Origin of the sequence: Thermodesulfovibrio sp. Kuro-1 (assembly GCF_006538445.1) — a bacterium.
Taxonomy (GTDB): domain Bacteria; phylum Nitrospirota; class Thermodesulfovibrionia; order Thermodesulfovibrionales; family Thermodesulfovibrionaceae; genus Thermodesulfovibrio; species Thermodesulfovibrio yellowstonii.
The window spans coordinates 41,103-66,070 of sequence record NZ_BJKS01000005.1 but is presented as its reverse complement, the minus strand read 5'-3'; the positions used below and the strand labels follow the sequence as shown (position 1 = coordinate 66,070).

Annotated in this window: 28 protein-coding genes; 7 read left to right on the top strand and 21 right to left on the bottom strand. The window is 32.9% G+C overall.

The genetic code is table 11. From position 1 onward, the window contains the following. Position 1: 1 nt before the first annotated feature. The 7 genes from FLY87_RS07650 to groES all read right to left on the bottom strand — a co-directional run bounded on the left by FLY87_RS07650 (position 2) and on the right by groES (position 5,004). A complete protein-coding gene (locus FLY87_RS07650; RefSeq protein WP_012546168.1) occupies positions 2 to 292 on the bottom strand; it encodes a hypothetical protein in 291 nt (96 codons plus the stop codon). 74 nt (positions 293 to 366) lie between these two features. Next, positions 367 to 792 carry a DUF86 domain-containing protein gene (locus tag FLY87_RS07645; protein WP_012546800.1) on the bottom strand — a complete coding sequence of 142 codons (426 nt, stop codon included), beginning with the start codon at positions 790 to 792 and terminating at the stop codon, positions 367 to 369. A gap of 3 nt (positions 793 to 795) precedes the next feature. Next, positions 796 to 1,209 (bottom strand): nucleotidyltransferase domain-containing protein, encoded by a 414-nt coding sequence (locus tag FLY87_RS07640; RefSeq protein WP_012545960.1) that lies wholly within the window; start codon positions 1,207 to 1,209, stop codon positions 796 to 798. Between the two features lie 265 nt (positions 1,210 to 1,474). Beyond that, entirely contained in the window at positions 1,475 to 2,368 is an 894-nt protein-coding gene (locus FLY87_RS07635) for a HAMP domain-containing sensor histidine kinase (protein ID WP_012545894.1), read from the bottom strand. Beyond that, positions 2,365 to 3,009: a response regulator transcription factor gene (locus FLY87_RS07630; RefSeq protein WP_012546125.1), complete on the bottom strand. Its 645-nt coding sequence runs from the start codon at positions 3,007 to 3,009 to the stop codon at positions 2,365 to 2,367. Before FLY87_RS07630 ends, FLY87_RS07635 begins: the two co-directional genes overlap by 4 nt. A gap of 89 nt (positions 3,010 to 3,098) precedes the next feature. Next, positions 3,099 to 4,721 (bottom strand): chaperonin GroEL, encoded by a 1,623-nt coding sequence (gene groL, locus FLY87_RS07625; protein ID WP_028842636.1) that lies wholly within the window; start codon positions 4,719 to 4,721, stop codon positions 3,099 to 3,101. A gap of 16 nt (positions 4,722 to 4,737) precedes the next feature. After that, on the bottom strand, positions 4,738 to 5,004 hold the full coding sequence (gene groES / locus FLY87_RS07620) for a co-chaperone GroES (protein WP_012546861.1): 267 nt from the start codon (positions 5,002 to 5,004) through the stop codon (positions 4,738 to 4,740). 333 nt (positions 5,005 to 5,337) lie between these two features. Here groES and FLY87_RS07615 point away from each other — a divergent pair, with 333 nt between their 5' ends. Then, entirely contained in the window at positions 5,338 to 6,549 is a 1,212-nt protein-coding gene (locus tag FLY87_RS07615) for a lytic transglycosylase domain-containing protein (RefSeq protein WP_012546425.1), read from the top strand. On the opposite strand, the gene FLY87_RS07610 is transcribed toward FLY87_RS07615, so the two are convergent. From FLY87_RS07610 to FLY87_RS07570, 9 genes are read right to left on the bottom strand one after another with little or no spacing between them, the layout of a single operon-like run. Then, positions 6,546 to 7,148, bottom strand: coding sequence for a tol-pal system YbgF family protein (locus FLY87_RS07610; RefSeq protein ID WP_012544965.1), 603 nt, complete (start codon positions 7,146 to 7,148; stop codon positions 6,546 to 6,548). The two genes, FLY87_RS07615 and FLY87_RS07610, sit on opposite strands and share 4 nt — an antisense overlap. Then, a complete protein-coding gene (locus FLY87_RS07605) occupies positions 7,145 to 7,795 on the bottom strand; it encodes a histidinol phosphate phosphatase domain-containing protein (RefSeq protein ID WP_028842635.1) in 651 nt (216 codons plus the stop codon). The genes FLY87_RS07610 and FLY87_RS07605 overlap by 4 nt, the downstream gene beginning before the upstream one ends. After that, on the bottom strand, positions 7,792 to 8,352 hold the full coding sequence (locus tag FLY87_RS07600; protein WP_012545477.1) for an isochorismatase family protein: 561 nt from the start codon (positions 8,350 to 8,352) through the stop codon (positions 7,792 to 7,794). Before FLY87_RS07600 ends, FLY87_RS07605 begins: the two co-directional genes overlap by 4 nt. Next, on the bottom strand, positions 8,353 to 8,727 hold the full coding sequence (locus tag FLY87_RS07595; protein WP_012546622.1) for a response regulator: 375 nt from the start codon (positions 8,725 to 8,727) through the stop codon (positions 8,353 to 8,355). Then, positions 8,708 to 10,564: an ATP-binding protein gene (locus tag FLY87_RS07590; protein WP_181406009.1), complete on the bottom strand. Its 1,857-nt coding sequence runs from the start codon at positions 10,562 to 10,564 to the stop codon at positions 8,708 to 8,710. Before FLY87_RS07590 ends, FLY87_RS07595 begins: the two co-directional genes overlap by 20 nt. 2 nt (positions 10,565 to 10,566) lie before the next feature. Further along, on the bottom strand, positions 10,567 to 11,826 hold the full coding sequence (locus tag FLY87_RS07585) for an ABC transporter substrate-binding protein (protein WP_028842634.1): 1,260 nt from the start codon (positions 11,824 to 11,826) through the stop codon (positions 10,567 to 10,569). Beyond that, complete coding sequence (locus FLY87_RS07580) at positions 11,808 to 12,032, bottom strand: sulfurtransferase TusA family protein (protein WP_012545978.1); 225 nt, start codon at positions 12,030 to 12,032, stop codon at positions 11,808 to 11,810. Before FLY87_RS07580 ends, FLY87_RS07585 begins: the two co-directional genes overlap by 19 nt. After that, positions 12,013 to 13,839, bottom strand: a complete 1,827-nt coding sequence (locus FLY87_RS07575; protein WP_012545046.1) for a 4Fe-4S binding protein — start codon at positions 13,837 to 13,839, stop codon at positions 12,013 to 12,015. The genes FLY87_RS07580 and FLY87_RS07575 overlap by 20 nt, the downstream gene beginning before the upstream one ends. A gap of 48 nt (positions 13,840 to 13,887) precedes the next feature. Next, positions 13,888 to 14,115, bottom strand: a complete 228-nt coding sequence (locus FLY87_RS07570; protein ID WP_012545602.1) for a ferredoxin family protein — start codon at positions 14,113 to 14,115, stop codon at positions 13,888 to 13,890. 102 nt (positions 14,116 to 14,217) lie between these two features. Between FLY87_RS07570 and aspS the strand changes: the two genes are divergently transcribed. From aspS to FLY87_RS07550, 4 genes are read left to right on the top strand one after another with little or no spacing between them, the layout of a single operon-like run. Then, positions 14,218 to 16,002 carry an aspartate--tRNA ligase gene (gene aspS, locus FLY87_RS07565; RefSeq protein ID WP_012546812.1) on the top strand — a complete coding sequence of 595 codons (1,785 nt, stop codon included), beginning with the start codon at positions 14,218 to 14,220 and terminating at the stop codon, positions 16,000 to 16,002. 13 nt (positions 16,003 to 16,015) lie between these two features. Beyond that, positions 16,016 to 16,306, top strand: coding sequence for a hypothetical protein (locus tag FLY87_RS07560; protein ID WP_012546626.1), 291 nt, complete (start codon positions 16,016 to 16,018; stop codon positions 16,304 to 16,306). Beyond that, positions 16,303 to 17,139 (top strand): HDOD domain-containing protein, encoded by an 837-nt coding sequence (locus tag FLY87_RS07555; protein WP_012545798.1) that lies wholly within the window; start codon positions 16,303 to 16,305, stop codon positions 17,137 to 17,139. The genes FLY87_RS07560 and FLY87_RS07555 overlap by 4 nt, the downstream gene beginning before the upstream one ends. Beyond that, entirely contained in the window at positions 17,132 to 18,061 is a 930-nt protein-coding gene (locus FLY87_RS07550; RefSeq protein WP_012545261.1) for a GGDEF domain-containing protein, read from the top strand. The genes FLY87_RS07555 and FLY87_RS07550 overlap by 8 nt, the downstream gene beginning before the upstream one ends. Here FLY87_RS07550 and FLY87_RS07545 read toward each other — a convergent pair. From FLY87_RS07545 to FLY87_RS07525, 5 genes are read right to left on the bottom strand one after another with little or no spacing between them, the layout of a single operon-like run. After that, positions 18,058 to 18,333: a cell division protein ZapA gene (locus FLY87_RS07545; protein ID WP_012546407.1), complete on the bottom strand. Its 276-nt coding sequence runs from the start codon at positions 18,331 to 18,333 to the stop codon at positions 18,058 to 18,060. The genes FLY87_RS07550 and FLY87_RS07545 overlap by 4 nt on opposite strands. Next, on the bottom strand, positions 18,326 to 18,532 hold the full coding sequence (gene zapB / locus FLY87_RS07540; RefSeq protein WP_012545009.1) for a cell division protein ZapB: 207 nt from the start codon (positions 18,530 to 18,532) through the stop codon (positions 18,326 to 18,328). Before zapB ends, FLY87_RS07545 begins: the two co-directional genes overlap by 8 nt. Next, positions 18,529 to 20,439 carry a transglycosylase SLT domain-containing protein gene (locus tag FLY87_RS07535; RefSeq protein ID WP_141266746.1) on the bottom strand — a complete coding sequence of 637 codons (1,911 nt, stop codon included), beginning with the start codon at positions 20,437 to 20,439 and terminating at the stop codon, positions 18,529 to 18,531. The genes zapB and FLY87_RS07535 overlap by 4 nt, the downstream gene beginning before the upstream one ends. Before the next feature lie 6 nt (positions 20,440 to 20,445). Beyond that, positions 20,446 to 21,657, bottom strand: coding sequence for a chorismate synthase (gene aroC / locus FLY87_RS07530; RefSeq protein WP_012545839.1), 1,212 nt, complete (start codon positions 21,655 to 21,657; stop codon positions 20,446 to 20,448). A gap of 50 nt (positions 21,658 to 21,707) precedes the next feature. Further along, positions 21,708 to 22,244 (bottom strand): flavin reductase family protein, encoded by a 537-nt coding sequence (locus tag FLY87_RS07525; protein WP_012546732.1) that lies wholly within the window; start codon positions 22,242 to 22,244, stop codon positions 21,708 to 21,710. A 79-nt stretch (positions 22,245 to 22,323) separates the two neighbouring features. Here FLY87_RS07525 and ftsH point away from each other — a divergent pair, with 79 nt between their 5' ends. Then, positions 22,324 to 24,135, top strand: a complete 1,812-nt coding sequence (gene ftsH, locus FLY87_RS07520; RefSeq protein ID WP_012545429.1) for an ATP-dependent zinc metalloprotease FtsH — start codon at positions 22,324 to 22,326, stop codon at positions 24,133 to 24,135. Next, on the top strand, positions 24,132 to 24,968 hold the full coding sequence (folP, locus tag FLY87_RS07515) for a dihydropteroate synthase (protein ID WP_141266744.1): 837 nt from the start codon (positions 24,132 to 24,134) through the stop codon (positions 24,966 to 24,968). Before ftsH ends, folP begins: the two co-directional genes overlap by 4 nt.

Sequence of the window (24,968 nt, the reverse complement as noted above, 5' to 3'; positions counted from 1 at the left end):
CTCAATTCAAAAGAGGTGTTCGTATTTTATGTATTTTAAATTTATCACAATGATTTGAATCAATTCCGAAACTGATGACTTTGTTGATGAGTAAATCCTTTGAAAGACCCTTTTCAGCCCAGAACTCTCTAACACCTTTACATGAACTGCTTAGAACATCTATCTTTATTTTGCCAGTATCTGGTTCATAATTAATTACTTTCCCTGTAAGATAAAGTTCATCAACAGCAATTGACAGGGCAGGGGATAATATAAAAAGAAAAACCAATAAAAAAGCTACACGGACTCTCATTTTAAGCCTCCTTTTTTAGCTGAGTATAGTTTAGCAAAAAAACATCAAAAAATTGTGAAAGTTGTGTGAGAGATTTATTTGATGAATTTTTCTCTGATTGTTTCTATAAACTGATAGAAACTTTCTAAATTTTCCTTTACATTCTTAAGAAGCAGAGAGTCATCAATTTGCCAGTATCTGTGAATCAAGATATTTCTGAAATCAAAAAAAGGCTTAAGAGAGACATATATAGATTCATCAATTATATTTTTTTCTCTGGCTTTTTTGATTGTATCAATATAGCCTTTTACAGGGATACCGTAATTTTTTGCAAGTATGTGCTGGATTGTTAGAGAGATTGATTCAGCAATCTCAACAAGACTAAACTTTAAAGCTTTAAGAATCCTTTTATTATTTAAAATTTCTTCAGGAGAGAAATCTTCAAGTATTGATTTTATATCGTCTGTATTCTCTTTGATTTCATAAATATATTGAGAAATTCTCTTTACATCAATATTCATTATTTACCTATAAAACTCATTGAGGACTATTTGATTTATACGATAATTGAGTGATACTTTTTCAATAAGATTTGTTCTTAATTCCGGGTTTTTGTCCACAATTAGAACACCTCTATCAAGAACTTCAATTAGAAAGTCATAGGGAGCATTGTTAATTACTCTTAAATCAATATAATCTGGAGCTATGTCTATCCCTGCATTTATTAATTCATTAGAAATTTTAATTTTCATGTCTGCCTGAAAGTTGAATACTGATTCTATTTCTGAGCAATAAATTGCTATATCAATATCATTGAAAAAGGTTTGCTCAATAAAAGAACCATAAAGATAGGCAAAAACTACCTTTTCTTCATTGTGAAGAAGAGTTTTGAGCAAGTGAATTATTTGATTTTTCTGATTTTTTGAAATCTCCGGCATATATAATTATATCACACAGAGTAAATTTAATTTATCAAAATCGAGGCTATTAAATTGAAGAGAATCATCCCAATGGATCTTCTCCTTTAAAAAATGAGAAAATTCCTCGCAGGATAGGATTGAAAGAGAGGGGATGATATGGGAGCCTTAATTGTTGATATTAATGCCGATTTAGAAATAATAAGAAGTAGAAACCATCAAGAGAAAACTTATCAGGCTTAAAATGCCCCTTTACAAGCTTTGAAAGATGGTGTAATCTGTATCTTTATAGAAACTTTAAAATAGTTAGGAAATGCTCTCCCTTAGCTCTATATTTAATAGAGAATTTATGTATCCTGCATAGATATTCAACTATTTGTAATCCTATTCCTGAACCTTTAAGAATCTCTGAGAAATCATTTCTTATGGCAATTACGTCACTGCAAATTTTTATGTGCACTTTGCTTCGGGAGTATCTGAAGGCATTGTCAAGAAGAAGGAAAATTATTGTTTCAAATGCTTCAGGATTTATATCAAGAAAAAGTTGTCTTGAAGTAAAGATTACTTTTTTATCAGTCACAAACTTTGAAACCGTTTTGTTTACTACCTCATTCAAATTAACTGTCTGTCTGCTTTTTGATATTTTGGGTAGCTTCTTTATTGCCTCCATGGATTTCTTTATTTCATCATCAATAAGATTGCAACTATTTTCAATTCTTTCAAGAACTCTCAGTTCAGGTTTAAGTTTTAATATTTCTATATTTGTTTTCATTACAGAGAGAAAATTTCCAATTTTATGAGATAAAACAAAAAAGAGAAATTTTAAGAATTCTTCATGCTCTATTTCTTTTTTGTTTATTAAAACTAAAACTTTATAGAAAAGAAAGCTTAAAATCAAAATAAATAAAGCTTCCCAAATAAGCACTGTTTTGGAGTATCTCGCAAATCTCTCTTCATAGTATGTTTTATCAATAATTATTTCATCTCCGTATCTTTTCAAATAAGGCGGGAGAGGGTGGTTTTTACCGTGTTTTAAAATATCCTGATAGATAGAGGTAAATTCATTTTCAAATTTAATATATTCTTCCTTAAAAAAGTAGATTGTTATGAAGTTTATCGTAGAAAAGATAATCACTGCTGAAAACAGAAATAGAATAAATATTTTTGTTTGAAATCTCAACTTAATTTATATCCTCTTCCTTTATAGTTCTGAATAGTTCCTTCTGGAAGCACTTTTCTTAACTCTTTTATATATGCTCTTATAACTTCTTCGCCTACTGCTTTCCCACCCCATACATAGTTTAAAATTGTTTCTTTATCAATTATCTCTCCTTTTCTTTTTACAAACAATGTTAATAAGTCCCATGCGGTTTTTGAAAGTTTTATTTCTTTACTTCCCTTTAAAATAATTTTTGTATCAATATTAATACTGATATCACCTATGTTTATCATACTGTCTATATGCTTCCTTTTGCTTAGTGCTAATAGCCTCAAAACAAGCTCTTTTGGTTCAAAAGGTTTGGTAAGATAGTCATCAGCACCTCTTAAAAAGCATGTTTCTTTATCTTCAACTCTTTTTTTTGCTGTTAATATAAGAATTGGTGTTTTTATTCCTTTTTCTCGTATAAATGTTATTAAATCTTCACCGCGACTGTAATTTAATATTAAATCAATCACAATTACATCAAATTCATAGACATTTAGCACATTGGGAAGTTTTCGTTCATCCCATAGCCAAAGAGTTTCAAAGTTTTCAAGCTTTAGATATTCTTCAAGGCTTTCGCCAAGTACTCTGTCATCTTCCACTAAAAGAATTTTCATCAATTGAATATTACAATAAAATGTGCGGTTTTTCAAGAAAAAAAGGAGCAGACAATTGATGTCTGCTCCTCTGTAAATTGGCGAGAAAATTAATACATATCAGGTGATGGCATTGGAGGTTTCTTTTCCTCTTCAGGAATTTCAGCTACAAGAACCTCTGTTGTAAGCATTAAGCCTGCCACAGAAGCAGCATTCTGGAGAGCTGTTCTTGTAACTTTTGTTGGGTCTATAATTCCAGCCTCCATCATATCAACAAACTTTTCTGCATAAGCATCATATCCATAATTGATATTCTTATTCTCTTTGACTTTCTCAACAATCAGGGTAGCTTCAACTCCTGCATTTGCTATAATCTGCTTTATTGGTTCCTCAAGAGCTTTTTTAACTATCTCAGCTCCAAGTTGTTGGTCATGATTTTCAAATTTTATTTTTTCTAATGCTTTTTGACATCTCAGAAGCGCTACTCCACCACCAGGAACAATTCCTTCTTCAACAGCAGCTCTTGTCGCGTTTAATGCATCTTCTACTCTTGCTTTCTTTTCTTTCATTTCCGCTTCAGTGGCTGCACCAACATTTATTCTTGCAACTCCGCCTGCAAGTTTTGCAAGTCTTTCCTGAAGTTTTTCGCGGTCATAATCTGAAGTAGTTTCATCTATCTGAACCTTTATCTGCTTGATTCTTGCCTGAATCTTTTGTGGATCACCAGCCCCTTCAACAATTGTTGTGTTATCTTTGTCAATAATTATTTTCTTTGCTTTGCCGAGGTCTTCAACTTTGACATTCTCAAGTTTGAGGCCTATGTCTTCAGAAATAACTGTTCCACCAGTCAGAATAGCTATGTCTTCAAGCATTGCTTTTCTTCTTTCTCCAAATCCTGGTGCTTTGACAGCACAAACCTGAAGTACTCCTCTGAGTTTGTTTACAACCAATGTTGCAAGTGCCTCACCTTCAACATCTTCTGCAATAATGAGAAGCGGTCTACCCATTCTTGCAATCTGCTCAAGAATTGGGAGTAAGTCCTTCATAGTTGATATTTTTTTATCATGGATTAAAACAAAAGCATCTTCAAGAACGCACTCAAGTCTTTCTGGGTCAGTAATGAAATAAGGTGAAATATATCCTCTGTCAAATTGCATTCCTTCTACTATATCAAGGGTTGTAGCCATTCCCTTTGCTTCTTCAACAGTTATAACACCGTCTTTCCCAACCTTGTCCATTGCTTCAGCAATCAACTCACCTATGGAAACATCATTGTTTGCAGAGATAGTTCCAACCTGAGCAATTTCTTTTTTATCTACAACAGGCTTTGAGATTTTTTTAAGTTCCTCAACAACTGCTTCAACTGCTTTGTCAATTCCTCTTTTGAGGTCCATTGAATTGGCACCAGCTGAAACATATTTAAGACCTTCTTTGTAAATAGCATAGGCTAATACTGTTGCTGTTGTTGTTCCGTCACCAGCAACATCAGATGTTTTTGAAGCAACTTCACGAACAAGCTGAGCTCCCATGTTTTCAAAGGGCTCTTTAAGGTCTATCTCTTTTGCAACTGTGACACCGTCTTTTGTTACATTGGGAGAACCGAATTTTCTCTCAATTACTACATTTCTTCCTCTTGGTCCCAATGTTGCTTTTACAGCATCAGTAAGGAGTGTAACACCTTTAAGAATAGACTGTCTTGCTGCATCACCAAATATTAACTGCTTTGCTGCCATATCATCCCCTCCTTTTTTATTTTTCTACTATTCCAAGTATTTCTTCTTCTTTAATGATTAAATACTCTACATCATCAACTTTAATTTTTGATCCTGCATACTTGTCAAAAAGAACTGTGTCACCTACTTTTACTTCTTTTACCTCAGAACCAATTTCAACAACAGTGCCTTTCTGTGGTTTTTCCTTTGCTACGTCAGGCACATAAATTCCTCCTGGGGTTTTTTCAAGTTCTTCAGATGAGAATTTTACAACTACTCTGTCTTTGAGTGGCTTAATCTTCATATCCTCCCTCCTTTTTTATTTTTGTTTTTTTGATTATTAGCAACTACCTTAACTGAGTGCTAATATAACCTGAAATTAAATTTCCAATCAAGAACAAATAAAAGAGTTTATTGTTAATTTTTGCTTATTTTTGTCAAATATTTTAATTTTTTATCAATTTTTGCTTTTTAGCATATTATTTTATAAATTTTTTAAACATTTATCTAAAGCCTTATTTGATGAAAAAATGCTGCAATTAAGCAAATAAAATAAAAATAATATCGGCAGTTTTATATTTTTCAGAGTTTCAGAAAACTTGAAAATTTAGTTTGCTTTAAGGTATAAAAAATAGTTATGAAAAACGTGGTTGTTTTATTTCTTTTCTTTACTTTGATTTTTTGCCTTCCTTGTTATTCTGAAGAGACCTCTCCTGTTATCAAGCAAGATGAGAAAAAAGAAGTAATATTTTTAGGAAACGAAGATTTTAAGCTTTTACCAGATACAAAGGAAAGCTTTATTGAAAGAGTAGAAAAAAATATTGTTTTATTCTCTGAAAAACTGAAAGAAAAATTTTCTCTTTGGCTTAGCCGTTCTACAAAGTATATTGAAAAAATGAAAGAAATACTTGTGGAAAAAGGCTTACCAGAGGATCTTGTTTATTTGCCTTTAATAGAAAGTGGATTTAATGTGAATGCTCGCTCAAGAGCAAAAGCTGTTGGTCCATGGCAGTTTATTGAAAGCACTGCAAAAAGGTATGGTTTAATAGTTGATTGGTGGAGGGATGAAAGAAAAGATCCCATTAAATCAACTGTTGCTGCGGCAAACTATCTTAAAGATCTTTACAAAATGTTTGGAGACTGGTCACTGGCTTTGGCAGCTTATAATGCTGGCGAAGGAAGAATTTATAAAGCCATGAACAGGGTTGCTGAGAATGATTACTGGATGCTTCTTAATACAAAGTATCTACCAAGAGAAACAAAAAATTATGTGCCAAAATATATTGCAGCTATAACAATTGCCAAGCAGCCAGAGAGTTTTGGATTTAATAACATAAAAGAACATGAAACAATTAATTATGAAGAGGTTGTTATTCCTTCTCCTACTGATATTGATATAATTGCCAAGTGTGCACAGGTTGATGTAAGTATAATCAAAGAATTGAATCCAGAACTCAAAAGATGGTCTACTCCTATGAATGTTAAAGAGTACATTATTAGAATTCCTGAAGGTAAAAAAGAAGATTTTTTATCAAACTTTGAAAAGATACCACCTGAAAAAAGATTCAGCCATGATACATATGTAACAAAAAAAGGTGATACAGTTTATAAAATTGCTAAAAAAACAGGATTTTCACCAACTGTTCTTTATGAGATGAATGGTAATGAAGTATTTAAGAACTTAAAACCAGAGACAAAAATAATGATTCCTCCTCATGATAAATTTACACCTACAAATGAAGATAAATTTCATGAAAATAAAAAACCAAAAAAGAAAGTTACATTGAAAAAGAAGAAAAATTCATCTGTTAGCAAAACTAAAAAGGCAAAAAATAATAAAAAAGCTTAATTACTTAATTTTTGTAGTTCTGCTTTTGCAGATTCAACCATTGTAGAAGAAGGAAATTTATTTATAATCTCTTCATAATATTTTTTTGCTTCATCTTTATTATCCGATATTTTTGCCATTTCAAATAGTGCAACATCTTTCATTACAGTTGATTTACCATCTATAATTTCTTTTAAAGTTTTAGTTGCGCGCTCTTTATCATTGTCTTTAAGATAAATCATTGCCATTTTAAATTTTGCAAGATTTGAGAAATTTTCATCATTCATACTTGCTACTTTGCTTAAATATTCAATAGCTTTCTTGTTATCTCCTGCAAAAGAGTATGCATAACCTGCATTTATAAGATAAGTAATATTTTTCTTTTTCTCATAGGCTTTAATAAATAAATCACCTGCCTGCGAAAATTTTTGCTGAAGCAATGCTTTGTATGCTTCGTATTGAAGCTCTTTTGCATCAGTTTCTTGTTTAAGGTTATAAACATAAAAACCTGTTATCAGGAAAACTATACCGAGAAATACAAAAATTCCGATTACTAATTTCTTTTTTTGTGCAAAAAGTTTTTCTTTAAGTGTTTGTACATCTTCTGGTTTTTGTTTCACTTAATCTTCCTCCTTATAATTTCTTCCATATTCTGGAATACCTTATAAATTTCTTTTTCTATTAATCCGGCACCTTTCAGTATTTTTATAGCAAACTCCTTTGAAATAAAATCTCCTGGTGAATGACAATCAGTATTAATAACAAGTTTTGCTCCATACTTTAGGGCTGCATGAGCAACATGTCCATTGCTAAGACTATGCCCTCTTCTTGAAGTAATTTCAAGATATATATTTCGGGCTGATGCCTCTATTGCCTCTTCCTCAGTTATCAAGCCTGGATGAGCAAGTATATCAATATCTGACTGTAAAGCCTTTATGTTTGTTCCTTTTTTAACAGGCTCAACCAGTGTTTCACCATGAACAATAACGATTTTTGCCCCGAGTCTGCGAGATTCTTTTGCTAAATCAGGAATTGTATCTGGTGGGACATGAGTAATCTCTATCCCAGGAAGTAAAACCATATTAGTAAAAGGTTGGATTCTCTCCATCACTTTAACAATTCTGGGAATAATTAGGTCAATATTTGAGTGATCTGCATGATCAGTTATTGCAAGAGCTTTATAACCAATTGCTTCGGCTCTTCTGATTATTTCTGCAGGAATTAATTCTCCATCGCTAAAAACACTGTGAATGTGCAAGTCAATCATTTTATAAACTCCAGAATTTTTTTAAACTCTGTTGTCCCAGCTTTTTTAAGAATCTGAAATGCCAATGTTTCAGTACAGGATATGACTGCACCAGCTTGTTTCATAAGCTCAAGCCCAATTTGCCAATCTTGTTTTCTGCGGCTACAGACAGCGTCATAGGGCACAAAAACATGATAATCTCTTGCGAGAAGGTCAACCGCTGTCTGAAAGACACATACATGGGTTTCCATACCTGTAAGAATAATTTTCTGCCTTCCAATGTCTTTAATTTTGTTTGCAAACTTTTCTTCTCCAACTGAGCTAAAGCTAATTTTTTCAATAGCTTCTTCATTTATCAATGTTTTGATTCTATCTAAGGTTTTGCCCAATCCTTTTGGATACTGCTCAGTAAAAACTATTGGAATGTGATAGAGTTTACAAAGCTCAATAAGTGTTGTAATATTTTTCAAAGTTTTCTCAACAATTTCCTCTTTCATGGCTTTAGCAAGTTTTTCTTGAACATCAATTATTATAAGCAGAGAATTTTCAGGTTTTATAAAAAATTTTTCAAGTTTCATTCAGTGCACCTCTGTAAGTTCTTTTAAAAGTTTTATTATATCATCTATTTTAAATGGTTTTGTAATATACCATTTTACTCCTAATTCTTTAGCAGTTTGTTTATCTATTTCCTGCCCTTTTGCTGTAAGCATAACAACTTTCATGTCCCAAGAGGGAGGCTCTTTCTGCAAAATTCTACATATTTCAAATCCGCTCATCTTTGGCATCATTATGTCCAATAAGACTATATCGGGTTTTTCTTTTTTTATTAACTCAAGCCCTTCAACTCCATCACAGGCTTCAATTGTTTCTATATCCATATCTTCTAACTCATCAATTATTTGTAAAATCAACTCTCTGATAAGAGATTCATCATCAACTATTAATATTTTCATTAAACTCCTCCTTTCTTTTTAAAGGGATTGTAAAATAAAAGGTGCTTCCTTTTCCTAATTCACTTTCAACCCAAATTTTTCCTCCATGAGCTTCCACAATCTGTTTTGAGATTGCAAGTCCCAGTCCTGTGCCTTTTGGCTTGCCTCTTATTAAATCTCCTACCTGTTTAAATTTCTCAAAAATCCTTTCTTTTTCTTCTTCTGGAATACCTATTCCGCTATCTTCCACGCTCACAACAATCTCATCTGCATTGAGTGCGGTTTTGCATTTTACATATCCTTTTTCTGTAAACTTTAAAGCATTTGAAAGAAGATTAATAACTACCTGAATGAGCCTTTCTCTATCAGCATTGATAAATGGAAGAGAGGGCTGAATTTCTATATAACAGGGGATTCCTTTTTGCTCAAAAAGAGATGAAAGCGCTTTATACGCATCTGTGATTACTCCCTGTATTGAAATTTCTTTGAAATTCCATATAGCTTTGCCTGATTCAAGTTTGGAGATATCAAGAACATCGTTTATTAATGAAGTTATTCTCTCTCCTTCAGAAAGAATTATTTTAAAATTTTTATTTATCTTGTTTACAGCTTTGGATAACCTGAAGTTATTCATATCAAGATGTGGAAGAATATTTTCTGTAAATTTTTTATTTATTATTTCAATAAATCCGAGTATTGAAGTAAGCGGAGTTCTTAGTTCATGGCTTACAACAGTAATAAATTCCGTTTTAAGCCTGTCAACTTCTTTTTCCTGAGTAATATCTCTTATTAAAATTACAGAGCCAAGAATTCCCTTAGCTTCGGATTCTTCAGAAAAATATTCTTTTTTAATACTTTTTGCAACAGCCTTTCCAACTCTTTCATTAACGAGATTTATTTCATTAGAAACAATCTCCTCAGTATTAAGTGATTTTTTTACCAGCTTATCAAGCTCCTTTCCAAGAATCTTTACATTTTTCCCTATCATCTCAAACTCTGCTTTGCCAAACATTTCTGAGGCAGCAGGATTAATATGGTTTATCACACCATCTTTATCAACAACAATAAGTCCATCTGCCATGTTATCAATTATTGTAGTTAAGTAAGCAAGCGTATCCTGAAGTTCTACTACAGCATCTTTAAGTGCAAATTCATATCTGTCAAATACTTCATTTATATTGTTTGCCATTGATTGCATTGTATTTGAAAGAAGACCGATTTCATCTTTTGATTTGATATCTACTTTAGCATCAAAATCATGAGCAAGGAGTTTTTTAGCATACTCAGTGAGCTGGTTAAGGGGTTGTGATATTCTATTTACCATAAAATAAGCAAGAAGAACACTGAAAATAAAAATTAAAGAAAGAAGGGTGACCTGTTTACCAAGCACAGCCCACATTTTCTGATTAATGTTGTTTTTATTCATGCCTACATGAACATATCCAACAGCTCCTTCTGTAATTGGAGAGACTATATCTGAAAAATCTCCAATACCTTCTATGCTTACATCTCTTATCCCGGTTTTATGTATTTGTGAGATTCTTTTAATTTCTTCTGGAATTGTTGGAATAAATGTATGCGAAATTATCTCACCTGTTGAGTCCACAACAAAAACATAGGAAACTCCTTCAATTTCAAGAAATTGGTCTATCATCGCCTGAACAGTTGCTGAATCAAGATTGAGTATTGTTTCTGCAGAAGATGAGGCAATACTACTTGCAATAGCAGTTCCTTTTGATTTGTATTCTTCAGATAGATTATTATAAAGATGCCAGCCAGAAAAAACACTTATTGTTATAAATATAATAGCAAAGAGAAATATTATCCCCAAGAGAGTTTTCTGAAATAACTTTGACATTCTCATTTTTTCCACTCGCTCCAGTCCTTGATTGGAACAAATTTATTATTTTTATAAGTTGTATAATAAACTTTATCCAGTGCCTGATGCTTTATTGAAGAAAAACTAATTTTTTCATCAATTCCAATATCCAGATTTTTTATGTTTTCTACTACCTTTTTAATGTTTTCTCTTTTTGGTTCTTTACCGAGTCTTTTTAGAACTTCAACAATAACTTTTGCATTGAGAAAGCCTTCAAAGCTTACGAAGCTATATTTGAGAGGTTTATAGTCTTTTTCCATAATTTCTGGAGGTATCATTGGATTATAGTTATCCATAAGAGTTCTATATTGTCTTACTGCTGATAGGCTCATGTCTTCATAACTGGGTACAACCTGAGAGTTTATTAAATTGTAAGTGTATTTTTTGCCTGTTTTTTTCTCTTCTTCAAGAAGAAGATTTATCATAAACTCGCTTCCAGTAAAAGATACATTCGCAATAGGAACATCCCATCCTGCATCTCTTGCGTCTCTAATAAATCCTGCGCAGGCAGCATAAGCACCTACAGATATGACAGCATCTGCTCCTGCATTTTTCAGAATCTCAACTTGTTTCCTAAAGCTTTCTGAATATTTTGCACCTCTTTTGTATGTTGCTTCTGCAACTATTTTAGAGCCATACTCTGCGAGCGTTTTTCTTACACCATCCCATCCACTTCTTCCGTAAGCATCTGCTTGATAAAAAATTCCTATTTTTTTTCTGCCAATTTTTATGAAATTTTCAACAAGCCCACCTGTTTCCTGTTCATAGGATGCTCTTAAATTAAATACATATTCATTATAAGGAGGTTTTCTATGAGGAAGAGCACCTGTAAAAGGAAAAAATAAATAAATATTTCTGTTACTGTAACTTTTAAGTATTGGTAGTATTCTGGTTACAGTTGGAGTTCCCACATAGTTAAAAAGCGTAAACACTTTATCTTCTTCAACGAGTTTTATAGTGTTTTTTATAGTGGGACTTGGGTTATAGCCATCATCATAGGCTTTAATAACAATCTTTTTTCCGTAAATACCGCCATTTTTGTTAATATGTTCAAAATATGCCATTGCTCCTCTGTAAAGCTCTATTCCAAGTCCTCTTGAAGGTCCTTTAAATGCTGCAGACATGCCAAGAACTATGGAATCATTTTGTTGTTCAGCAAATAGTAATTGTACGCTGGTGAACAAGGAAGGGATTAGTAGAAGACAGATAACCAAAAAAACTTTCAAAACTGAACCTGACATCTTTTTACTCCATTGCCTTCATCCCTAATCCATAAAAGAGTTTTATTATTTCTTCTGCACCAGTTTTTTACATCATTTTCAAAAGTTGGGCAATCTGCGATAACTTCAAGAATATCGCCTTTTTTCATTTTTAATGCTTTGATTGTCATCTGAATTGTTGGCTGCGGGCATTTTAATCCTCTGGCATCAAGCAACAGTACTTCCATTATCTACCTCCTTGGTTGCATTCAATATTCCATATATTTCAGATAAAATTTCTTCATCAGAGTAACCATTAAGTCCAATTGCATTTGAAGGGCAGGAAGCTACACATGTTCCACATCCTTCACATAGAATTTCCATCATTTTTACTTCTCCCATTTCAATTTCAATTGCTTTATATGGGCATTGGAATATACATATACCACAACGGCTGCATTTATTATAGTCTATTTTAGCTATAAATGGCTGTTTGATTATTTTTTCTTCTTTAAACAAACAGAGAAGATTCCCAACCTGCGCCATTGCATCATTTATTGTTTCGTTTATTGTCAGTGGCTCTTTAATAGAACCAGTTAAAAATAATCCTGAAATTTCTTCAATTTTTCTATCTGAAATAATTGCAGGACATAAAACAACAATATCACAGGAAATTTTATCATTTTTAAAATACACATTTAATAAATCTTCTTTGGTAATTTTTAATTCTTTTAAATCGTTATATCTTAGAATTTTTGTCAAAGGGTCTTTTAATGCCTGTGAATAAAGTCTGTATGCATTTTTACCTGGAAGAACTATTTCTTTAACAAAATGAACTATTTCTGTCTCAGGAAGCCTCTGCCTTAGAACCCTATTAAACTTGAAAGCATATTGACAGCATATTTTGCTACAGTAGGGATAATAATTTTCATCAAGACTTCCAACACAGTGAACAATAGCAATTTTTTCAGGTATTTCCCCTGAACTGGTGATTATTTCTCCTGATGTTGGTCCTTCAATGTTTAGTATCTCTTCAAACTCCAATGAATCATAAACATCTTTAAACCTTCCATAACCAAACTCTGGTAGAACTTTGCAATCCATAAGCTCAAGCCCTGTTGCCCATAGCACAGCACCAACTTTTAAACTTTCTTTTTTTTCTGATTCATCAAAGTTTATTGCTTCCGGCACTGGACACTCTTTTATACATAAATCACAGTCTTGTCCTTGAAGATAAAGACATTTTTCAGAATTTATCCTTGCAACCACAGGAAGTTTCATTGGTTCTACTTTAATGGCTTTTACAGGGCAAATCTGTTCACATTCAGAACAGCCAATACATTTTTTAGGATTAACGTACATTGGCTTCGATAAAATCTTAGCAAAAATAGCTCCATAAAAGCCCTTTAATTCTTCTACTTTTGAATTAAGCCTTAGTTCTATATTACTGTTTAAAACTTCTTCAATCATTGGATGAATCATGCATGGACCACATGTAAGGTCTGGGAAAAGTTTTTCATATTTAACAATTTTGCCTCCCAAAGAGCATTCTTGTTCAATGAGATAAACCTTTTTGCCAGCTTTGGAAAGACTATTTGCTGCGACAATTCCTGCAATGCCGCCTCCCACTATCATGATATCATTGCAGATAGGTATTTTTATTTCAAAAAGAGGCTTTTGTTTTTTTAGCCTTTCTAATGCTCCACTGAAAAGTATAAATGCTTTTTTAAGAGCCTTATCTCTGTCTTTAATAACCCATGCAACCTGTTCTCTAATGTTAACTATATTTATCATATATGGATTGATTCCCGCTTTTTCCCCGAGCTTCTGAAATACAGATTCTTTATTTTTGGGAGAGCAAGCAAGAATAATCAGACCTTCAGGTTTTTTAAGGCTTAAAAAATTTATAATTTTTTGATGTGTTTTTTCAGCGCAGGCTAATTCAAATTTTTCAATCCATGCTACTTTGTTACGTATGAGATTCTGTAATTTTTCAAAATCAATTTTTTCAGTTATTTGACCAGCACAGCTACAAAAAATAGCCCCGATTTGCAACAAAAACCCCTATTTAATAAATTTAAGGATATTTTACCACAAATACGGTTAATCCTCTACGAAGACTTCTATAGCTATTTCAGGGCAAACAACTGCACACATTGCGCATCCTATACAATTAGCAGGATTAGAAAATTTAGCAGGGAAATATCCTGAAGAATTAAAATCAGAAGAAATTTCAATACAGCCTTTTGGACATGTCAAACCACAGTAATTACAGCCTTTACATCTTTCCGAATCAATTACAATTAAGCCTTTTTTTACCTTTGTTTGCATGAATCCAATTTTAAATATTTTTTAAATTTAAAGTCAAATTTTTATCACTTGGTTTTGTTTTGCTATAATAAAAATTTATGAAAATCTATAGCAGGAGGAAAAATGTTTCGCGATAAATATTGTGCTGAGGTTAAAGAAGAAGAAATCGGTAAGGAAATAAGTCTTTGCGGCTGGGTTTTTCGTAGAAGAGATCACGGAGGATTGATTTTTATTGATTTGCGTGATAGAACCGGAATTATTCAGGTTGTATTTAGCCCTGAAATTTCAATTGAAATGCATCAAAAAGCTCATGGTTTAAGAAGTGAATATGTCATAGCTGTAAAGGGTATCTTAAAAAAGAGACCTGAAGGCACTGAAAATCCAGAACTTATTACAGGCAATGTAGAATTATGGGCAAAAGAGCTTGAAATATTGAGTTTTTCAAAGCCTTTACCCTTTCAGCTTGATGAAATGGCTGAGGTTAGTGAGCTTTTAAGATTAAAATATCGTTACCTTGACCTTCGCAGGGCAGAGATGCAGAAAAATTTTCTTCTTAGGCATCGCATAACAATGGCGGTAAGGAATTTTCTTGACAGTAAGGGATTTGTTGAGGTAGAGACTCCTATGCTTACAAAATCTACACCTGAAGGAGCAAGAGATTTTCTTGTGCCGAGTAGACTTAATCCCGGAACATTTTATGCTCTTCCTCAGTCTCCGCAACTTTTTAAACAGATTCTTATGATGTCAGGATTTGATAGATACTTTCAGATTGTTCGTTGTTTCAGGGATGAAGATCTAAGGGCAGACCGTCAACCAGAGTTTACTCAGATTGATTTTGAGATGTCTTTTGTAAAACCTGAAGACATTATTGAGATTGTTGAAGAGATGCTTTTTAAATGTTTTAAAGAAGTTTTGGAAGTTGATATTGAAATTCCATTCAAGAGGCTTACTTATGAAGAGGCTATCAATAAATATGGTTCAGATAAACCTGACTTAAGATTCGCACTTGAAATTCAGGATGTAAGCGAGCTTGTAAAGAACTCTCAATTTAAGGTTTTTCTTGATACTATAGAAAAAGGCGGAGTTGTGAAAGCAATTTGCGGAAAAGGTTTAGCCTCTCTTTCAAGAAGTGAGATAGATAAACTTACAGCATTAGCCCAATCATTTGGTGCTAAGGGACTTGCATGGATAAAAGTTAAAAATGGCTTTGAATCTCCAATTGTAAAATTCTTTTCTGAAAGTCTTCTAAGGGAAATTGCGGAGAAAGTAGGTGTAGAAGATGGAGATATGATACTTTTTGTTGCTGATAAAAAATCCTTAGCTAATGAAGTTTTAGGAAGACTAAGACTTGAAATTGCTGAAAGAGCTCAGATTAAAAAAGAAGGATTTTATTTCGCATGGGTTCTGGATTTTCCTTTATTTGAATGGGATGAAGAAGAAAAAAGATTTGTAAGCATGCATCATCCATTTACATCTCCTAAGGATGAGGATATTGATAAACTTTTAAAGATACCTCAAGAAGCTTTTTATGACCCGCAAAGTTCTGTGAAGGATATAAAGGCAAAGGCTTATGATATTGTTCTTAATGGTTATGAGCTTGGCGGTGGAAGTATTAGAATTCATAAAGCAGATATTCAGGAGCATATATTCAGAATACTTGCTATTTCAGAGGAAGAGATTAAGAGAAGGTTTGGATTTTTTGTGGAAGCTTTACGATATGGAGCACCCCCACATGGTGGAATTGCTCTCGGTCTTGATAGGCTTGTTATGGTTATGACAGGAGCAAATTCTTTAAGAGATGTTATAGCTTTTCCCAAAACGCAAAAAGCTTTCTGCCCGCTTAGTGAAGCACCTTCAGAGGTTAATTTGAAACAATTAAGAGAGTTACACATAAAGCTTGATATTTAGGGTATAATTAGCTATGATAAAAATTTCAATTGATAAAGCAAAACCTGGTATGAAGATTGCGAGAGATATAGTGAATGAAGCAGGTATGGTGGTGATTACTGCTGGTAAAGAATTAACAGATGCTCTTATAGAAAAACTTTCAATAATGAATATAGATTTTGTGTATGTGGAAGGACAAAAAGAGATGCCTCCCAAAGAAGAAGTTTTTGAGGAAATTGAGAAAAGATTTAAGAAAGCAACAGATTCATATACACTTTTGATAAAAAAAGCTTTGAAGACTCATATTGAGGAACTTTATAAATGAATGCTCAGGAAGTAATCGCAAGAATTGAAAAAATAGAAGCTCTTCCTACAATCCCTCCGATTTTAAGAAAGATTTTATCAGTTATAGAAGACCCTAAAGTATCTTTACAAAAAATAACAGAGTTTGTTTCATCTGATCCTACTTTGACAGCAAGAATTCTTAAAATGGTTAATTCTCCTGTTTATGGATTCCCTGGAAGAATATCTTCTGTAAGTCATGCAATGGTAATTCTTGGATTGAATGCTGTAAAAGGACTTCTTTTAGGAGTATCAGTTTTTGAAATAATGCAAAAAAACATGATAGGGCTCTGGGAACATTCTCTTTCTACAGCCATATTTGCAAGAATTATTGCAATAAGAAAAGAACTGCAATCTCCAGAGGAAATATCAATAGGAGGACTTTTGCACGATATTGGCAAAGTTATACTTATGATGTCTTTTAAAGATGAATATTTAAAACTAATTGAGTCTGTTCAAGAGAAAGATGATTTTTTATATGAGATTGAAAAACAATATTTTGGACTAACACATGCAGAAGTTGGAGGAATTATAGCAAAAAAATGGCATTTTCCTTTAAAATTGATAGAACCAATAATGTATCATCATAAGCCTAAACTATCTGAAAAGTTTCAAGTAGAGACTGCTATTGTTCATTTATCAAATATACTTGCAATGGCAAGAGGAGTAGGGTATTCAGGAGAAATTTTTGTTCCTTCAGTTCATCCTTTTGTTTGGGAAATATTAAATCTTAAAGAAGAGGAAATTTTAGACATATTTAGAGAAGCAGAGGAACCTATCACCACTTCAGGAGAAATATTTCTTTCTGATGAATAAAAAAGCTATTGTTATTGTAAAAGATTGTGAAATAAAGAAACTTATTAAGAAAAAATTTTTTTCCTCTCCATATGAAACATATTATTTTGAAGATATTAAAGACGCTCTTCAGATTATATATGATGAGATTCCTGACCTGGCAATTGTAGAAGCTATAAATAATTCAAAAATTGAAATTTCAATCATAAATGAACTAAAAAGTGACCCTATTTTTGTATCAATGAATGTAATCGCAATAGTCTCCCCTGATTTTTATACTGACGATTGGCAGAATTTTCTTGTAGATGATTATATAAGAGTTAATAACTTATCACAGGATTTGCTCATGAGAATCAATCTATGCTTTGAAAGAGTAGAAAGAGTAATAGCAACAAGTCCGTTGACAAAGCTTCCTGGTAATCTTGTTATTCAGAAGGAGATTCAGAGAAGACTTAGCAGAGGAGATGTTTTTGCTTTGGCGTATGCGGATTTAGACAATTTCAAACCTTTCAATGACAAATACGGATTTTCAAGAGGTGATGAGGTAATAAAGATGCTTGGAAGGCTTATCCTCAATATTGTAAGGAATGAACAGCCAACAGGAAGTTTTGTAGGGCATATAGGAGGTGATGATTTTGTATACATTATGTCTCCTGAAATAATTGAAAAAACAACCCAAAAAATAATAAATATATTTGACAATCTCATTAAGAATTTTTATGATGAAGAAGACATTAGAAAAGGTTACATAGAATCAATAAATAGAGAAGGCAAAATTCAATTTTATCCGATTATGACAGTTTCTGTTGGAATAACCTCCAATCGTCACAGAATTTTTAATCATTTTAGTGAGATGGCTGAAGTTGCCTCTGTAATGAAATCTGTTGCAAAAAAACAAAAAGATAAAAGATACGCAATTGACCGAAGAAGAGACATCATTTAGTCAAGGAGTAGCAGTAATTCATTTGTTTTTTCTTCAAGTTTTTTAAGCTGATGTTTTGTATCTTCACAGTCTTTTTTCATTTCATAAAGTTCATCAGCTATATAAAAACAAGCAAGGATGGCTGCCCTTAAAGGAGGCATTGCAGAGTTTTGTTCATAAACCTTTCTCAATTTTTCATCAACATAGGCAGCCAACCTCTGGATATACTCTGGTGATTTTTCTCCTTTTATTGTATATTTTTGACCCAATATGTAAACTTCAGTTTTATACATTTGCTTCTAAATCAAGCTCTTTAAGAAGTTCTTCTATCTGTTTTTTAATTGCTTCTCTTTCAATCAATAAGTTTTCAATTTCTTGATTTTTTGTTTTTAAAACTTCTTCTAATGTGTTAACTTTTTTTTGCAATTCTTCTTTTTCCTGTTTCAGAATTTTAATTCTTTCCACAGCAGATACAATCTTTTCCTCAATCATGGGTTTCCTCCTTTAGTTTTTATTATGTTTGAAATAGTTTCCTGTGTCAAAGCTTTGTTAATGCGAAGATATTCAAAATATGAAGTAAGAACTCTTTGCACATATCCTTTTGTTTCAGCATAGGGAATATCTTCTAAGAACTCATCAATATCATTATAGGAATTATTTTTAAGCCATGAAGATACTGCTTTTTCTCCAGCATTATATGCTGCAATAGCCATTACAGTATTGCCAAATTCTTCAATTAGCTTTTTTAAATAAGAACTGCCGATAAATATGTTTTTTTCGGGTTCAAATATTTCAGAATCGTTTTTAAGTGTAATACCTATTTTTTTACCTTCTTTTTTCGCTGTTTCTGGCATCAGTTGCATTAACCCCAATGCTCCAGCAGGTGAACGGGCAAGAAAGTCAAATCTTGACTCTTCTCTCATAACAGCGAGGATAAGATAAGGATTAATATTGATTCTCTTTGAAGCATTTAAAACTGTGTCTTTGTATACCTGCGGATATAGAAGTTCAGAAAAGTTAAATTTACCAGGAATTTTTGATATAAGCCTTACTGAAGTAGGATAATCTCCTATTTCATAAAGAATTTTGCTCAGCAAAGGAATGTTTTCAATGTTTCTATTGTCTTTTAATAAGGCTTTTATTTCTCTTATAGCCTCCTCTGTAAATCCTGCTTTGATAAGTATGTCAACTCTTTTCGGGATTGCTATTTGATAATTGATAGGCATAGATTCAGGAATATTTGAAATTTTTCCTTTTATATAAAGTAGATATGAATAAATATCTCCCTGTTGAAATGAAACAGAGTATTGTTTTGCAGGAATAACTCCTTTTAATTCTTTAACCTTTTCAAGCCAGTAAAGATATTTAAGTTTACCAAATGAAGAGTATAATTCCTGAAAAATCTTTTCTGCTTCATTATAGTCTTCTTTGAGATAGTAATTCCATGCTAAAAACCATAATCCTTCTTCTTTTGCAGATGGGTATTTGTTAACAACCATTTTGAGCATTTTTATAGCTTTCTCAGGTTCTCCATTTCTTCTTTTAATGTTTGCATAGTTTATAAGAATCTCTGAAATTTTCTGATCGCCTAAATTAATATAATTTGGCAGTTCTTTTTCAAAAGTTTCATAATTTTTTGCTCTTAGAAGAGCTCTTGCTCTCCAGTAATATTCACCAGACTTTTTGAAAATATCAGCAGCTTCAGAATATCTTTTTTGCATAAAAAGAGAATATCCAAGTAATGAAAAAACATCTAATTTTTGAGAAATATTTGATTTTGAAAGAACTTCCATCAAGTATTTTTCTGCTTTTTTGAATTGATAAGCATTATTTAAAGCTTTAGCCTTTTTTATCAAATCATTTATTGTTATATCTTTTTCAGAGAGTTCTTTTTCTGCTTGGTCTGCAAGGGATGAAGCGGTTATGAAAATATCTTTAAATATTTTTTTTGCTTCGGTAAACTTTTCGTGTTCTTTAAGATAAACTCCATAATCAAATTTTATTTTTATTTCTTCAGGATATTCCTTGACAAAAGATTGATAAAGCTGTTCAAGTTCTGGTAAATCAAGGAGTTTTGCCAGTTCAATTTCTTCCTTTCTTGCATCCTTAATAAGAGGTGATTTTGGATAGTTTCTCTTTAATTCATTTATATCTTTTAAAGCTTCTTCATATCTATTCATCTTTTTATAGGCATTTGCTCTCCACAATAAAATATAATCACCAATTTCTTTGAATTCCTGTAAAGATTTTGTAAGGTATTCTTCTGCTTTTTGAAAATTACCTGAATTTAAAGAATTTTTTCCTTTAATGAGAGAGTCTAAGGAGGAAAGTTGAGATAAACTATCAGAAGGAAGAAAAATGAATATTAAAAAAACAGTTAATAAACCTAATAGTTTCATCTCCCTTTAATCCTTAATAGTTGGGTGTTTGAGCCATTTGTTTTTCATTATCTGTTTATAGTAGGAAGAAAAATTTGCTCTGATTTCTTCCAGACTGTCACCTCCAAATTTTTCTATAAATGCCTCTGCAATATGCCATGCTAAAACAGCTTCTCCTATAATACTGGCAGCAGGTACAGCACATACGTCACTTCGTTCATAGGAGGCTAAGGAGCTTTCCTTTGTAAAGATATCAACAGAATTAAGAGGTTTTCGCAGTGTTGGGATAGGTTTCATAGTAGCTTTTACAATCACAGGCATTCCATTTGATATTCCTCCTTCAATTCCACCCATATGATTGGTTTTTCTGTAAAATTGTTTGTTTTTATTATAAAAAATCTCATCCATAACCTCTGAACCATACTTTTTACCAAGCAAAACTCCATCACCAATTTCAACTGCTTTTATTGCTTGAATGCTCATCATTCCCATAGCTATTTTTGAATCAAGTTTTCTATCCCAGTGAACATGGCTTCCAAGCCCTACAGGAACACCTATAGCAAAAACAGTGAAACAACCACCAACTGTATCTCCATTTTTTATTGCCTGTTCAATGACTTTTATAAACTCAGCTTCTGCATCTTTCCATGGACATCTCACAGAAGAAGTTTCTGCTAAAACTGAAAGTTCTAAAAGCTCCTTTTCACTTAAATATGCTGTTTCAATCTCTTTTTCACCAGAACCAATTCTTGTTACAAAACTTCCTATTTTTATATCAAAATTTGTTAAAAACTGTTTTGCCACTGCTCCAATTGCAACTCTCATTGCAGTCTCACGAGCAGAGGAACGTTCAAGAACATTTCGGATATCAGAGTGTTGATATTTAAGTAAGCCTGCTAAATCAGCATGTCCTGGTCTTGGTCTTGTTACAGGAGGATGTGTACCTTCAAAGATTTTATCAGAGTTCATTGCTTTTTCCCAGTTTTCCCAATCACGATTTTTAATAAAGAGCGTAATTGGTGAACCAAGAGTTTTACCCCATCTTATACCTGAAACTATTTCAACTTCATCAGACTCTATTTTCATTCTTCCGCCTCTGCCATAACCCTGTTGTCTTCGCTTGAGTTCCTTATTAATTTCTTCTTTTGAAATTGGTATACCAGCAGGTATTCCTTCAATTATACCAGTAAGTCCTTTACCATGCGATTCTCCAGCTGTAAGAAATCTGAGCATAGGCATATTTTAAAAAATCTTAGCTTATTTTTTCATCTTTAAAAATGCTTTGCATTTTATTCATGCGAAGACGAGGAACTAAAATAAACAATTTTTCTACCACCAAGATGCATAGGAATGTTATCAGCAATCCAGATGCCTTTCTTAAAATATCTTTCATCAGCCTTTGATTCAACAACATCAGATAGAAAAGCATAACATTCACCAGCATCAATTGTTTTGGTAACTTTACATTCAATAAAACCAGCACATCCTTCTATGAGAGGTGCGGAGACCTTAGATGCTTTAAACGTTTTTAGCTTTGCTTCTTTAAATTTATCAACACTTCTACCAGATTTACTTCCACATATCCATATAGCTTTAACCATATCCTTAGTAGGAATATTGATTGCGAACTCTTCTGTCTGAAGGATTAACTCTGTAGTATAATGTTCTTTTGAAACACATACAATAACCTTTGGTGGTTCTTCAGATGCTGGAGTTGCCCATGCACAAGACATAACATTGTGTTTTCCGTCTTTACCTGCAGATGTAAGTAAAAAAACAATCTTTGGATGCAAAAGCCGATAAAAGTTTTCTTTTAAGGTTATCATTTTAACCTCCTTATTGGATTTTATTTATATTTTACTGCAATTTTTTACTTTTATACTTATTTTAAGTTAAAATTAATTTATGAACGGACAGGCAAAAGGTTCATTAAAAACATTTCTAATCTGGTTAATTATAGGTATTTCAATAATTGCGCTTTTTAACATTATAAATGTTCCTCAGAAAACAGAAAAAGAAATAATATTTTCAGAATTTCTTCTTAAGGTGCAGAATTCTGAAGTAGATGAAGTTTTAATCAAGGACAATACAATAACAGGCAAATTGAAAGACGGCTCGCAATTTAAAACTTACTATATAAATTATCCAGAGCTTATAAAGGAGCTTTCTTCTCATGGTGTAAAAATTTCAGTTAAACCTCCTGATCAGACACCATGGTATATTAATTTTCTCATATCATGGGGACCTGTGATTTTTCTTGTATTCTTATGGATTTTATTTATGAAGCAGATGCAAGCAGGAAGTAGCCGTGCAATGTCATTTGGTAAAGCAAGAGCAAAAATGATTTCAAATAAATCAGTTAAAGTAACTTTTTCAGATGTTGCAGGTATTGAAGAAGTAAAAGAAGAAGTAAAAGAAATTGTTGATTTTCTTACGAATCCTCAAAAATATATAAAGCTCGGAGCAAAAATTCCTAAGGGCATTTTACTTGTTGGTTCGCCTGGTACAGGTAAGACTCTTCTTGCAAAAGCAATTGCCGGTGAGGCAGGTGTTCCTTTCTTTTCCATATCTGGGTCAGATTTTGTTGAGATGTTTGTTGGAGTTGGTGCAAGCAGAGTCAGAGACCTTTTTGATCAGGCAAAGAAAAACTCACCATGCATTGTTTTCATTGATGAGATAGATGCAGTTGGGAGACAACGTGGAGCAGGTCTTGGTGGAGGACATGATGAAAGAGAGCAGACTCTCAATCAGCTTCTTGTTGAGATGGATGGATTTGAAAGTAATGAAGGAATAATTGTACTTGCAGCTACAAATAGACCTGATGTCTTAGACCCTGCACTTTTAAGACCTGGAAGGTTTGATCGTCAGATTGTTGTTCCTCTTCCTGATGTAAAAGGAAGACTTGAAATACTCAAAGTTCATACAAAGAAGATTCTTCTTAACAGTGATGTTGATCTTGAAAAGATTGCAAGAGGAACTCCGGGATTTTCAGGAGCAGACCTTGCAAATTTAGTAAATGAAGCTGCGCTAATCGCTGCCAGAAGAAATAGCGATACTGTGCATATGAATGATTTTGAAGCTGCAAAGGATAAGGTTTTGATGGGCGTTGAAAGAAAAAGTATGGTTTTGAGCGAAGAAGAAAGGAGAATTACAGCATATCATGAGGCAGGACATGCTCTTGTTGCAAAACTTACACCCGCAACTGACCCAATTCATAAAGTTAGCATAATTCCAAGAGGAAGGGCTCTCGGAGTAACCCAGCAGCTTCCACTTGATGATCGCTACACTTACTCAAGAGAATATCTCTATGGTACACTCAAAGTTCTTCTTGGAGGAAGAGTTGCAGAAGAAATAGCACTTGGAACGATGACAACAGGTGCTGGAAATGATCTTGAAAGAGCTACAGAACTTGCTCGCAAGATGGTTACTGAGTGGGGAATGAGCGAAAGGATGGGACCGCTGACATTTGGTAAAAGAGAAGAGCATGTATTTCTTGGAAGAGAAATTGCAAAACACAGAGACTATTCTGATAAAACCGCTGAAGAGATAGATGAGGAAACAAAGAGAATTGTAACTGAGGCTTATAGTCAGACCAGAGAATTACTTGAACAGAATAGAACAATTCTTGATGCAATCGCCAGAGCTTTACTTGAAAGAGAAACTCTTGAAGGTCCTGAAATAGAGGAGCTCATTTCAGAGAGCAAAAAGGCTGCATGAAGCTCAAGTTTCATAATTTTGAGTTCAATTTTCTCAAAAAAACCTACATAATGGGAATTATCAATGTAACCCCTGATTCTTTTTTTGATGGTGGAAAATATTTCAATTTTCAGAAAGCAGTTGATCACGCATTTCGTTTAATTGATGAAGGCGCTGATATACTTGATATTGGTGGAGAATCAACACGTCCTGGAGCAGAACCAGTAAGTATTGATGAAGAACTTAGAAGAGTTATACCAGTGATTGAAGCAATTTCAAAGAGAATTTCCATTCCTATTTCCATTGATACATACAAAGCTCGTGTTGCAGAAGAAGCAATTAAGGCAGGTGCAACTATTATAAATGATATAAGTGGATTGAGATTTGACGCTGAGATGTCAGCAATAGCAAGTAAATACAAAGTTCCTGTTATTGTCATGCATATAAAAGGAACACCCAAAGATATGCAGAAAAATCCTTACTATGAGGCTCTTATCCCTGAAATTATTGAATATTTGAGGGACTCTGTGGTTATTGCCAAACAGGCAGGAGTTGATGAGAATATGATAATTATTGACCCAGGTATTGGATTTGGTAAGTTACCTGAACACAATCTTACAATAATAAAAAATCTCAGAGAATTTTCTAATCTGGGGAAGCCATTACTTATTGGAGTCTCAAGAAAGAGTTTTATTGGTAAAGTTTTAAATGAAAGTTTACCTGAGAAAAGACTTGAAGGTACTGCTTCAGCTGTTGCTATATCAGTTATTAATGGAGCAAATATTGTAAGAGTGCATGATGTGGGATTTATGGCTAAAGTTGTAAAAATGGCTGATGCTATTAAATTCAGCTAA

Excerpts from the sequence above, each read along its gene's own strand:
- FLY87_RS07580 (WP_012545978.1), bottom strand. The coding sequence starts at position 12,032 with ATGGAAGTACTGTTGCTTGATGCCAGAGGATTAAAATGCCCGCAGCCA.
- ftsH (WP_012545429.1), top strand. The coding sequence starts at position 22,324 with ATGAACGGACAGGCAAAAGGTTCATTAAAAACATTTCTAATCTGGTTA.
- FLY87_RS07590 (WP_181406009.1), bottom strand. The coding sequence starts at position 10,564 with ATGTCAAAGTTATTTCAGAAAACTCTCTTGGGGATAATATTTCTCTTT.
- FLY87_RS07615 (WP_012546425.1), top strand. The coding sequence starts at position 5,338 with ATGAAAAACGTGGTTGTTTTATTTCTTTTCTTTACTTTGATTTTTTGC.
- FLY87_RS07550 (WP_012545261.1), top strand. The coding sequence starts at position 17,132 with ATGAATAAAAAAGCTATTGTTATTGTAAAAGATTGTGAAATAAAGAAA.
- FLY87_RS07650 (WP_012546168.1), bottom strand. The coding sequence starts at position 292 with ATGAGAGTCCGTGTAGCTTTTTTATTGGTTTTTCTTTTTATATTATCC.
- FLY87_RS07640 (WP_012545960.1), bottom strand. The coding sequence starts at position 1,209 with ATGCCGGAGATTTCAAAAAATCAGAAAAATCAAATAATTCACTTGCTC.
- FLY87_RS07585 (WP_028842634.1), bottom strand. The coding sequence starts at position 11,826 with ATGTCAGGTTCAGTTTTGAAAGTTTTTTTGGTTATCTGTCTTCTACTA.
- FLY87_RS07545 (WP_012546407.1), bottom strand. The coding sequence starts at position 18,333 with ATGTATAAAACTGAAGTTTACATATTGGGTCAAAAATATACAATAAAA.
- FLY87_RS07560 (WP_012546626.1), top strand. The coding sequence starts at position 16,016 with ATGATAAAAATTTCAATTGATAAAGCAAAACCTGGTATGAAGATTGCG.
- aspS (WP_012546812.1), top strand. The coding sequence starts at position 14,218 with ATGTTTCGCGATAAATATTGTGCTGAGGTTAAAGAAGAAGAAATCGGT.
- FLY87_RS07645 (WP_012546800.1), bottom strand. The coding sequence starts at position 792 with ATGAATATTGATGTAAAGAGAATTTCTCAATATATTTATGAAATCAAA.
- FLY87_RS07525 (WP_012546732.1), bottom strand. The coding sequence starts at position 22,244 with ATGATAACCTTAAAAGAAAACTTTTATCGGCTTTTGCATCCAAAGATT.
- FLY87_RS07630 (WP_012546125.1), bottom strand. The coding sequence starts at position 3,009 with ATGAAAATTCTTTTAGTGGAAGATGACAGAGTACTTGGCGAAAGCCTT.
- FLY87_RS07535 (WP_141266746.1), bottom strand. The coding sequence starts at position 20,439 with ATGAAACTATTAGGTTTATTAACTGTTTTTTTAATATTCATTTTTCTT.
- FLY87_RS07600 (WP_012545477.1), bottom strand. The coding sequence starts at position 8,352 with ATGAAACTTGAAAAATTTTTTATAAAACCTGAAAATTCTCTGCTTATA.
- zapB (WP_012545009.1), bottom strand. The coding sequence starts at position 18,532 with ATGATTGAGGAAAAGATTGTATCTGCTGTGGAAAGAATTAAAATTCTG.
- groES (WP_012546861.1), bottom strand. The coding sequence starts at position 5,004 with ATGAAGATTAAGCCACTCAAAGACAGAGTAGTTGTAAAATTCTCATCT.
- FLY87_RS07605 (WP_028842635.1), bottom strand. The coding sequence starts at position 7,795 with ATGATTGACTTGCACATTCACAGTGTTTTTAGCGATGGAGAATTAATT.
- FLY87_RS07570 (WP_012545602.1), bottom strand. The coding sequence starts at position 14,115 with ATGCAAACAAAGGTAAAAAAAGGCTTAATTGTAATTGATTCGGAAAGA.
- folP (WP_141266744.1), top strand. The coding sequence starts at position 24,132 with ATGAAGCTCAAGTTTCATAATTTTGAGTTCAATTTTCTCAAAAAAACC.
- FLY87_RS07555 (WP_012545798.1), top strand. The coding sequence starts at position 16,303 with ATGAATGCTCAGGAAGTAATCGCAAGAATTGAAAAAATAGAAGCTCTT.
- FLY87_RS07595 (WP_012546622.1), bottom strand. The coding sequence starts at position 8,727 with ATGAAAATATTAATAGTTGATGATGAATCTCTTATCAGAGAGTTGATT.
- groL (WP_028842636.1), bottom strand. The coding sequence starts at position 4,721 with ATGGCAGCAAAGCAGTTAATATTTGGTGATGCAGCAAGACAGTCTATT.
- aroC (WP_012545839.1), bottom strand. The coding sequence starts at position 21,657 with ATGCCTATGCTCAGATTTCTTACAGCTGGAGAATCGCATGGTAAAGGA.